We start from the raw sequence: 10,542 nt of genomic DNA on the forward strand, positions 1-10,542 counted from the left end.
GAAATGGAAAATGCCTGCATCAGAGCAGGCATTTTTATTTCCATTCAGCCGTTGTGATTACGCCGTGACGATCACCCGGATTCCTTCAATAGTGATACGTGCATTTTCAATGGCATCGGCCGCGGCCAGATACTCCATTTCCAGTGCTTTTACCTCAATATCACGTACCGACGGATTCACTTCCTTCAGGGCTTTAATACGTTGTAATTCGGGATATAGCAGTGACTGCATCTTCAGTTGCGCGTCTTCAATCAGTGTTGGCAGATGATCGTTAGCCAGCTCTTCCGCTTTATCTGCCAGGGTACGAATCTGTTCCTGGCGCAGTTTGACGACTTCTCTGGCCGTTGCTTTTTTCAGTTTGCTCAGTTTAGGTGCCAGGCCGTCAAAACCAACTTTAGCCGCCAGGTTATTGCCTCGTTCATCCAGCAGGAAGCGCAGTGTACCAGGTGGCAGGTAGCGGCCAATATGCAGATGTTTCGGTGCGGAGCAATTTACACTGGCAATCACTTCCAGTAGCAGAGTACCTTCCGGTAAGGCTTTGGTTTTAAACAGGCTGACTGCGCTGTTACCCAGCTCGCTGTTGATAATCTGATCCTGTAAAGCCAGAACAAAAGGGTGTTCATGGCTGAAGAATTGTAGTTCTTCTCTGACCAGAGCAACGTCGCGATAGGTGGTCATAGAGAAGCCTTCTTCGCTGTCTAAGCCTGGCAGATCACCGTTCAGCATATGTTCACCAGGCGTCAGATGCCAGCTGACCGCACTGGTCTCTTCACTGTTGACGCCAAATACATTCATGGCATCTTCCAGCCATTTAAACAGAGCGTCAGGATCATCCTGCTGTTCAATATCGTCTACCAGACTGGCAGCAATATCAGGTCGACAGGCATTACGCTCCAGCAGCTTGTCTCTGCCTGCCTGCATCGCGGCATTCAGGATTGTTTTACGTTCTGTTGTTTCATTCAGTGTCTGTTTCAACAGATCATCTTTACCGGAGACAATGGCTTTCTCCAGCGTTTCACCGAATTCTGCAAACAGTGCTGAAGCAGCCGGGCAGGGTGCTGCAAATGCATTGAGTCCCTGATCGTACCACTGCAGCATGCTTTCCTGACCGGTATCGGTGAAGTAAGGCACATGAATCTGGATATCGTGTTGCTGACCGATACGATCCAGACGCCCGATACGTTGTTCCAGCAGGTCCGGGTTGGCTGGCAGGTCAAACAACACCAGGTGGCGGGCAAACTGGAAATTACGGCCTTCACTACCAATTTCAGAACAGATCAGTACCGGAGGGCCTGCGTCGTGATCGGCGAACCAGGCTGCGGCACGATCACGTTCCAGAATACTCAGGCCTTCATGGAAAGCGGGGGCGTGAATACCTGTTGCTTCCTTCAGGGCGTTGGATAGTGTCATGGCAGACCCTGCACTGTGGCAGATCAGCAGGGTTTTTTCATCGCCATAATCACGGATATGATCCAGTAGCCAGTTAAAACGAGGATCAAATTCGCACCAGGTATCTTGCAGAATGCCTGGCAGGGTGCTTTCAGGAGACAGGTGCGCCTTTAAGCCACCCTGATTCATAGGTGCCCGGTACTGTGATGGCAGCTCCAGTGCATGAGTATGCAATTCACGCTGCTTAAAACCAGTGACGGTATCCCGTGTATTACGGAACAGAACACGCCCGGTACCATGGCGGTCCAGTAACTGATTCTGCAGCTGCTGACGGGCTGATGTCTTCTGCTCTTCATCGGATTCTGTCTGGGTCAGCAGGTCCAGTAGCGCCTGAGCATCACTCTCCGGCAGCAGATCACGTAATGCGCTGATATCACCAGCAGACAGTGAGTCCTGCTCCAGTTTATCCAGTGCTTCAGCAATCGGCTGGTACTGTGCTTCTTCCTGCTCAAACTCGGCAAAGCTGTTGTAACGCTCCGGGTCCAGCAAGCGCAGGCGGGCAAAGTGACTGCTTTTTCCCAGCTGTTCTGGTGTGGCTGTCAGCAACAGCAGCCCCGGTGTGTCCTGAGCCAGGCTTTCAACACAGCTATAAGCTGCGCCTGGTGCTTCTTCATTCCATTCCAGGTGATGGGCTTCATCCACCACCAGCATATCCCACTCTGCACTGACAGCCTGCTGATGCAATTCCGGGTGATCTGTTAACAGCTCCAGGCTACAGATGACCAGCTGGGCCTGTTCGAAGGCGTTTTTGCCCGGATACTGGGCGCAACGCTCATAGTCATACAGGCTGAACTGCAGATTGAAACGGCGCAGCATTTCAACCAGCCACTGATTCTGTAACGACTCAGGCACAATGATTAAGATACGATCAGCCCGGCCTGTCAGCAGTTGCTGGTGCAGGATCAGACCGGCTTCAACGGTTTTACCCAGGCCCACTTCGTCAGCCAGTAATACCCGCGGCGCATAGCGACTGGCAACAGTATTAGCGATGTACAACTGATGAGGAATCAGCGCCATACGGGCGCCACTGAGTCCCTGAATAGCGGAGCGGCTTTGCTGATCTTTTTTCTGCAGGGTGCGATAACGCAGATTAAACCAGTCATTACGATCAATCTGGCCGGTCAGCAGGCGATCCTTCGCTTTCTGAAAGCGAATATGGTTGCTTAACAGAGATTCTCCCATCTCTGTTTCACTACCATCGGCTCTGCGCCCCAGATAGATCAGCAGCCCGTTATCATCTTCCACACTGTCGACGGTCATCAGCCAGCCTTCGTGATGCTCGATCTGGTCGCCTTCTGCAAACGCTACCCGGGTCAGAGGCGCTGTTCGTACGGAATAAACTCTGGTCTCTCCGGAAGCCGGAAACAGCACAGTGACACTTCTTTCGTCACAGGTCAGAATAGTCCCTAATCCTAAATCGGTTTCAGCATCACTGATCCAGCGTTGTCCGGGAATATACGGCAGCATGTACACCTCTGAAAAATGTATCGGGTAAATATGTCAGGGCAAAAAAGGGCGCTATCTTAGCGGATTTACGGTTCCGACCCCAGCGCTTTTAGCAGATAAAAATATCTGGTTTTTTATGTCTCAACAGACTGGTGTCAACAGACAATAATTCCCTGCAAAAAAACAGAGCCAGAAGCCCTAAAACAGTTTAGTCTCTCCAGCTGATTTTATGTCTGAAAAAGGTATATTTTGATGAAAAGGCTTTATCCGGCCTTAATTTTTATCCCTGTGCTGGCTGTTGCGATGGCGTTAACCGGGTGTCAGTCGACAAAGGATAACCCTGATAATCCTGCCGACAGTTATACGCGCGATGCGAAGCTGATTTATCAGGTTTTACTGACAGACCAGCTGTTTCGTCAGCTCAGCACAGAATGCATGCGTCTGTATCCTGAATCTATGGCGGATGTGTATGAGGTGAAACGACAATGGTGGCAACGAAATCATATCCGGATACAGCAGGCAGATCAGGCTCTGAGCAAGATTATTCAGGCTTCAGCAGCACGCAGGCGCTCAGAGACAGAAAGTGAATTGATACCAGAACCGAATCTTTCCGGGTTAAGTCTTGCTCTGAGTATTTCTGATCAGGCAGAGCGGCAGAGAGATCAGCTTCTGACCCGGTTCCCCGGATCAGAAGGGTGTGACCAGCTATTGAATCGTTATGCCGAAGGTGACCGGGATATTCAGCAATTACCGGGCTGGCCGGAGTATCGGCATAGGCTTGCAGAATTGTCTGCAGATTATTTTCCTCTGATTCAGCACGATGTGAGTCCTTTACTTCAGAGCGAAGATCGTTCGTTGCGTATTGCTGAGAAGCTGGCACAGAAGAAATTATGCCGTAAGGCAAACCTGACTTCAGTAATACGTCAGTGGCCACGGGAAGTCTACAATGCGGACTGTGGTGAGTTCCGGCAATTTCTGATCCGCTGCATCTGGAGCGAATGCAGCGTATTACCGTGATATTAATTATTGGCTGTTCTGGATGGAGCGGGCAAGACCGGCAGATATCGCCGGTCTGTTGTATCACCGAATGGATCAGCTATTGGGCATGTAATTATGAGGGTTTATCGGGCCGTAATCATACGAGCCATATCGGTTAACCGACCATGACTGAGCTCACCGATATGGCTGTCAACCAGCTGTCCGTTATTAAAAGCCAGAGTTACCGGCAGGCCCGGAGCTTCAAAATGACGCATTAACTGCTGTGTCGGGTCCAGCAGAATCAGGCTTTCAGGTATCTCTGTATCATTTTCTCGCAGAAAGGCTTCTACGGTAATGGTGGACTCACCGGCATTGACCAGCAATATCCGAACGTCCGGAGTATCCTGCGCAAATGCCACCAGAGCGGGCATTTCCCGCCGACAGGGGCCACACCAGCTGGCCCATAAATTAACAATCACTGGTTCTTTCAGTGCCGATAGGTCGGTTGCTGTCGCATTTAGCCCCGGTAGCTGAATAGCCGGTAAAGTACGCGCAACGGGAGAAGACAGAGGTTGCCAGAACGTCAGCCCTTGCCAGCCTGCAACACATATTATGAGCCAGAGCAGTGAATATACCAGTAATTTACGCCGACGATTCAGATGCCAGAGTGTAACGGTCAGGGCTGTGATTATAGCCGCTGTGAGGTTGTATCCGGGTTGCCAGAAATACAGAACAGTCAGCCAGTCGTGCTGGTAGCTTTCCGGGTTCAGTGCGACATAAGCCAGCCGCCCTGAAATCAGGCTGTACCAGAACGTTTGCTGAGACCAGGATGATAACCCTGCATCCGGCCACTTTCTGTGCATCAGTTCGGCACCGAAGAAAAATACGGCGACAGCCACAATAAGCCAGAGTCGTTCTGTGGATAGCATCAGAGGGCCAAAACTTACCGCATCCATATGTTTTCCTTTGTCTTAGCCCTTTTAACGGAATCGGGACAGCTCCGGGGCTGTCTGCGGTTGTTCCGGTAAACCGGTTATACTGGCAAAGTCCTTCAGCTCCGGCATACCGCTGAAGGTTTTAATCTGACCATCAGCATCCTGCCAGACCATTGCGGGGGTGCCCTGTAAACCGAAGCGTTGCATCAGCTCCATATTATGTTGCAGGGATTGCCAGCGCTGGTCTGATACTTCTTTGCCGGAGGCTGTAGCCTGAATTTCAGATGCCTGCTTAGGATGTTCCATCATATTCTGTAAGGTATTGAGCGGGTTATCAGACTGCATGAGCCTATCTGCGGCAATGCGACTGGCTGGCTGCAGAAAAGCGACAGGGACCCAGCGGATATCTGCCCCCTTCTGCACATAAGGTTTAAAAGCTTGCCAGCTCAGCCGACAGAAAGGGCAGGCCGGATCGAAAAATACATAAACAGTGTGAGCCGCTGCCTCTGTATCTGCTGAGTGTTGCTGAACTGACCAGGCTTTTTCCAGTACCTGGATATCCGGGCGTGGTAAATATTGTTGCATATGCTGCTCAGACAGATTCTGTCCGTTCTGATCTAATAAGGTCCCTGAGATCAGGGTACTGTGATCCGCTGTGGAATAAAGCAGGGTAAAACGATCATCGACGGATAATAGCCAGCCTGTCAGACCGGCTCCGGCATCAAACCGGCTTTCCAGGGTCATGCCCTGTTCCAGCAGACGTACGATGGCAGCAGGCAGCTCAGGGATGCGCTCATCATTCGGGCCAGAAGTGATGTTATCCGGTAGCGGAGTAATATTTTGGTCGGCAACAGATGTTGCGGCAACTGGATTACTGGTCTGTGTATTAATATTGGCCAGTACAGAACTGCTAATCAGGCTCAGGCCGAAGCCCAGAGCGGTTAAAAAAGAAAACCGGCGCATGTGATAGTCATCATTTTATTTATAATTCAGGGATAACCAAAGCCCTCCGTCTGGCTGTGTGCCAGGCAGGATATTACTGGCTTAGGAGTGAGTGATTCTGCATTGTAATGCATTCCGGTTCTGAGTGCAGAAAGCAATGAAAAGTTCAGTATCTGAATCCATAGCAGGGTATTCTGTGAAGAATTGACCGTAATCAATCATGTCTACCAACAAATAAAGAATGTCTGATGAATGATAATCTGCGTTTAGTCGCCGTCTTCAGCCAGTTGGCTGGGTTTATACTGATATTTCTGATGCGCACCTATAATGTCGACGCTTTCTGGCAAGGTGTTGTGCTGGTGCTGATGCTGGCCAGTGCTCTGACGATATGGCTGGTACGTCGCTATCGAAAAAATAAAACGGTTAAATCAAAATACTCTCAAAGCTAAAGATAAAAAGAGTTGTTTGTGCGTGTCTGTCGGGTTGGTAGAATCAGAACAAACAGATCCGGTCAGAGCCTGGTGATAAAGCCGGTAACAGTATATACCTGAGCAAAAGCATTTCGATATTCAGCTGCTGGCAGGAGAATACGGCAATCGTTACTACAGAAAAACCTTTGTTCAGCAGCTTATCATGCTCTGGAAGGCTTTATTTCGTTGCTTTGCCCTTGATCGCTGAACCTGTTTTCTTCCGGTCTGAAATCCACAGGATTACCGGTTCATATAATAAAGAATCTGAGTTTTATCCGGCTGAAAAGCCTGCAGGAGTTAACCATGAGTAAAGACCATCTGGTGATTTTTGATACGACACTGCGAGATGGTGAACAAAGCCCCGGCGCATCCATGACCAAAGATGAAAAGGTGCGTATTGCCCGTCATCTGGAAAAAATGCGTGTTGACGTTATTGAAGCGGGCTTTGCCATTGCAAGTCCGGGGGACTTTGAAGCGGTTAAGGCCGTTGCTGACACCGTAAAGGACAGTACGGTGTGCAGCCTGTCCCGTGCGTTGGATGCCGATATTGAGCGTGCTGCCCAGGCTCTGGCTGGTGCTAATTCAGGCCGTATCCACACCTTTATCGCAACATCGCCAATTCATATGCAGTATAAACTGCAGATGCAGCCGGATCAGGTGATTGAGCAGGCCGTCCGTGCTGTCAGCAAAGCTCGTAATCTGATTTCTGACGTTGAGTTCTCCTGTGAAGATGCCGGGCGCTCTGAAATTGATTTCCTGTGCCGCATCATTGAAGCGGCTATTGATGCCGGTGCAACGACGATTAATATCCCGGATACTGTGGGTTATGCGATTCCGGGACAGTTTGCAGAGACTATCAGTCAGCTGCTGAACCGTATTCCTAATGCCGATAAAGCGATTTTCTCAGTGCATTGCCATAATGATCTGGGGCTGGCAGTAGCGAATTCTCTGGCGGCCGTGCAGTCTGGTGCCCGTCAGGTGGAATGTACCATCAATGGTCTGGGAGAGCGTGCCGGTAACGCATCCCTTGAAGAGGTTGTTATGGGTATTCGTACCCGCCCGGATATTTTTGATGTGGAAACCCGCATTGATCCGGTGCATATCGTACCGACCTCCCGTCTGGTGTCGACTGTAACCGGTTTCCCGGTTCAGCCAAACAAAGCTATCGTTGGTAAAAATGCTTTTGCTCATGAATCCGGCATTCACCAGGATGGTGTTCTGAAGCACCGTGAAACTTATGAAATCATGAAAGCCCAGGATGTAGGCTGGAATACTAATGCCATTGTTCTGGGTAAACATTCTGGCCGTAATGCGTTCCGTACCCGTCTGGAAGAACTGGGTATCAGTTTTGATTCTGAATCAGAACTGAATCATGCTTTTGCCCTGTTCAAGCAGCTGGCGGATAAAAAGCACGAGATCTACGATGAGGATCTGCAGGCTCTGGTGACGGATTCCCGTGTGACGGATACGGTTGAACGCTTCAAGCTGGAGACGTTGGAAGTGCAGTCCAAAACCGGTGAAACTCCGCTGGCAAAACTGGTACTGACGGTTGATGGACAGGAAGTTTCAGCTGAATCAGAAGGCAGTGGTCCTGTAGATGCGACCTTTAAGGCCATTGAGAAGGTGGCAAACAGTGGAACCGTACTGGAACTATATTCTGTTAATGCCATTACCAGTGGCACAGACTCTCAGGGTGAAGTGACGGTTCGTCTGGATAAAGGGGGCCGTCTGGTCACCGGTCTGGGGGCTGATACCGATATCGTGATCGCTTCCGCGAAGGCCTATATCCATGCCCTGAATGCTCTGAGTGCAAATGCTGATAGAACACATCCACAGGGTGCTGCAGTCTGAAGCTGCGATCTGCCGTAATTTAATATACTCATTTAATATACAACAGGCATACTCATCAGTAACGGCGCCGGGTATAATCCCGGCGCCGTTTTTTCTTTATCTACACCGGGTTCAGGCCAGACAACGATGAATGAAGCCTTAAGAGTCGATTATCTGCAACAAATGGGGGTGGTCAGCTGGATGCCCCGCATGCCGTTACCCGGTGCATTACCTTCAACATACTACCAGCCAGAGCCTGCTACTGAAGCCTTGCCTGCTGAACCTTTGTCTGTTGATACTCTGCCGTCTGACTCTGTACCTTCTCCGAATAGCTCTGTTGCTAGTGAAGTCAGAGGACAGTCTGCTATTTCGGGCAGGGTTGAGTCCGAAATGGCTCAGGTTCCATCTGATACAGGGGGCGATAACACGGCTGTTCAGGTTCCGGACAAACTTCGTCTGGGATTGATACAGACCCACCTTCAGGGGCCGCTTATTATCTGTAATATCACAGATCAGAGCTGGCCTGATCATCAGGTGCTGCCGATGGTTAATCAGATTATGGGCTACCTCAGACAGCCTTTGCCATCCATTGGTATGGCGTTTGACTGGCCTTTTCCCGGAACGACGGCTGAAGCGACACCGGAAGAGTTTCTCAAAGTGCTGAAAGCGCTGTTATCCGGGGCTCGTTTACAGTGTCCACCAGGGCAAGCTTGCTGGTGGTTCGGGGAGTTACCAGAGCTACTGGCAGAGTCTGAGTTGCTTGAAATCAGTCTGCATTATCCTGATAGCCTGACAGCATTACTGACTCAACCTGGAAAAAAAGTCCATTTACTGCGTTATCTGCTGCACTGGCAGAGCCAACAGAGTCCATCCTGATGAAAATGATCCGTGAAACAGGCATCCTTGAACTGGATGATGTGATGACTATTGAGCGTCAGGCCCATTTGACGCCCTGGACCCGCCTGATGTTCGAGCTGAGCTTGCAACGGGAAGATACGTTGCTGGGTGTATATATAGAGCAACGCCTGTGTGGATATGCCATGTTGCAAAAGATCGCGGATGAATGGCATCTGCATAATATTGCGGTCAACCCGGTGCTTCAGGGGCAGGGTATTGGCCGCTATCTGCTGGATGCGATTATACAGCAGGCCAGAGAACAGCAACTGTCCGTTATTCTGCTGGAAGTCCGGGAAAGTAATGTTGCAGCCCGTCATCTTTATGAAAAAAGTGGTTTTAAAACAGACGGCGTTCGTCCGAATTATTATGCCATTCCAGGCGAAGGTCGCGAAGATGCGGTAATGATGTCCTGTATCCTCTGAGGAGTTGTAATGCTGGAATAGGAGGAGATCAGAACCACATCACTCTGGCTTTGCCGAGGTGTTCTGCCAACAGGTTTTTTGGCCCGTTCAGTATATCAATGCTGTATAACTGATTATCTTTTGTCACGGCTAGGTATTTCATACTGCGACTGGATAAGCAGGCTTTGTCTTTCAGTTCAAATACTCTGAACTCCCGGACCTGAAACAGAATCTGTTCAACCTGAAATATCTGATCATGGAAAGCAATTACGCGAACGGCATCATGGCGTAAAGGATCGGGTTGATCTTCATAGCCAGGTATTACTCTTGCTGTATTCATGGCTTTTTGTCCCCTTTCCGAGTATCTGTTTCTGCTTGTCAGCATAGACCCGGTTTCAGGGTACAGGTATTACTGTCTATTACAGTAAACCTTCAGGGTGGGTTCTGGATAATTGGAGTGAAGGCTATCTGAATAGGAAAAGAACTCTGCATCACCTGTTGTTGATATCATAGGTGATACAGAGTTCTGGAGTGTTTCTGTACTAAGAGAAGGCTGTTAAGCGATCATCCCTCCGTCATCAGAAGGTGAGTCATTGACTCCTGTTACTTCAACTTCTGAATCGCCATTGTCCGTGTCATCCGGGCTATCGCCTGTGTTGTCTTCGTCGATTAAGCCATGGCTTTCAAAGAAGTCACTGACGTCATCTGCAGTGATGGTGCCAAAAATATCAGCCAGAGTTTCAAAGTCCAGATTGTATTCCTGAGTCAGGCCATAAATGCTGGCAGGGTCATCCAGGTTATCCAGAATAAAGTCTTTAGCATCATCTACGCTGATACCCAGATTATCCAGAGTATCTGTTGTTTCATCGCTTGGAGTATGTTCGGTATCGTCCGAATCATCGGTATCATCCGAATCATCGGTATCATCCGAATCGTCGGTGTCATCTGAATCGTCGGTATCATCCGAATCGTCGGTGTCATCTGAATCATCGGTATCATCCGAATCGTCGGTGTCATCTGAATCGTCGGTATCATCCGAATCGTCGGTGTCATCTGAATCGTCGGTGTCATCCGAATCGTCGGTATCATCCGAATCGTCGGTATCATCCGAATCGTCGGTGTCATCCGAATCGTCGGTGTCATCCGAATCGTCGGTGTCATCCGAATCGTCGGTGTCATCCGAATCGTCGGTAT

10 protein-coding genes are annotated in these 10,542 nt (G+C 49.7%); 5 read left to right on the forward strand and 5 right to left on the reverse strand.

From position 1 onward, the window contains the following. Nucleotides 1-57: 57 nt before the first annotated feature. On the reverse strand, nucleotides 58-2,916 hold the full coding sequence (gene rapA / locus H4O21_RS19505; protein ID WP_182810568.1) for an RNA polymerase-associated protein RapA: 2,859 nt from the start codon (nucleotides 2,914-2,916) through the stop codon (nucleotides 58-60). A 231-nt stretch (nucleotides 2,917-3,147) separates the two neighbouring features. On the opposite strand from rapA, the gene H4O21_RS19510 reads away from it, so the two are divergent. Beyond that, nucleotides 3,148-3,912: a hypothetical protein gene (locus tag H4O21_RS19510; protein WP_182810569.1), complete on the forward strand. Its 765-nt coding sequence runs from the start codon at nucleotides 3,148-3,150 to the stop codon at nucleotides 3,910-3,912. A 104-nt stretch (nucleotides 3,913-4,016) separates the two neighbouring features. Here the strand turns inward: H4O21_RS19510 and H4O21_RS19515 are convergent, their stop codons facing one another. Beyond that, nucleotides 4,017-4,829 (reverse strand): redoxin family protein, encoded by an 813-nt coding sequence (locus H4O21_RS19515; RefSeq protein WP_182810570.1) that lies wholly within the window; start codon nucleotides 4,827-4,829, stop codon nucleotides 4,017-4,019. Nucleotides 4,830-4,853: 24 nt separating this feature from the next. Then, nucleotides 4,854-5,771 carry a thiol:disulfide interchange protein DsbG gene (gene dsbG, locus H4O21_RS19520; protein WP_182810571.1) on the reverse strand — a complete coding sequence of 306 codons (918 nt, stop codon included), beginning with the start codon at nucleotides 5,769-5,771 and terminating at the stop codon, nucleotides 4,854-4,856. Between the two features lie 227 nt (nucleotides 5,772-5,998). Between dsbG and H4O21_RS19525 the strand changes: the two genes are divergently transcribed. From H4O21_RS19525 to rimI, 4 genes are all read left to right on the forward strand, one after another. After that, nucleotides 5,999-6,199: a hypothetical protein gene (locus tag H4O21_RS19525; protein ID WP_182810572.1), complete on the forward strand. Its 201-nt coding sequence runs from the start codon at nucleotides 5,999-6,001 to the stop codon at nucleotides 6,197-6,199. A 324-nt stretch (nucleotides 6,200-6,523) separates the two neighbouring features. Continuing rightward, entirely contained in the window at nucleotides 6,524-8,071 is a 1,548-nt protein-coding gene (locus H4O21_RS19530) for a 2-isopropylmalate synthase (RefSeq protein WP_182810573.1), read from the forward strand. 126 nt (nucleotides 8,072-8,197) lie between these two features. Next, nucleotides 8,198-8,926 (forward strand): hypothetical protein, encoded by a 729-nt coding sequence (locus H4O21_RS19535; protein ID WP_182810574.1) that lies wholly within the window; start codon nucleotides 8,198-8,200, stop codon nucleotides 8,924-8,926. Next, complete coding sequence (gene rimI / locus H4O21_RS19540) at nucleotides 8,926-9,369, forward strand: ribosomal protein S18-alanine N-acetyltransferase (protein ID WP_182810575.1); 444 nt, start codon at nucleotides 8,926-8,928, stop codon at nucleotides 9,367-9,369. Before H4O21_RS19535 ends, rimI begins: the two co-directional genes overlap by 1 nt. A 28-nt stretch (nucleotides 9,370-9,397) precedes the next feature. On the opposite strand, the gene H4O21_RS19545 is transcribed toward rimI, so the two are convergent. Together H4O21_RS19545 and H4O21_RS19550 are read right to left on the reverse strand one after the other, a co-directional pair. After that, a complete protein-coding gene (locus H4O21_RS19545) occupies nucleotides 9,398-9,688 on the reverse strand; it encodes a hypothetical protein (protein ID WP_182810576.1) in 291 nt (96 codons plus the stop codon). Nucleotides 9,689-9,904: 216 nt separating this feature from the next. Further along, on the reverse strand, nucleotides 9,905-10,542 hold a 638-nt coding region (locus tag H4O21_RS19550; RefSeq protein ID WP_220495754.1), incomplete at its 5' end, for a hypothetical protein.

This window comes from Oceanospirillum sediminis (assembly GCF_014164585.1).
Taxonomy (GTDB): domain Bacteria; phylum Pseudomonadota; class Gammaproteobacteria; order Pseudomonadales; family Halomonadaceae; genus Oceanospirillum; species Oceanospirillum sediminis.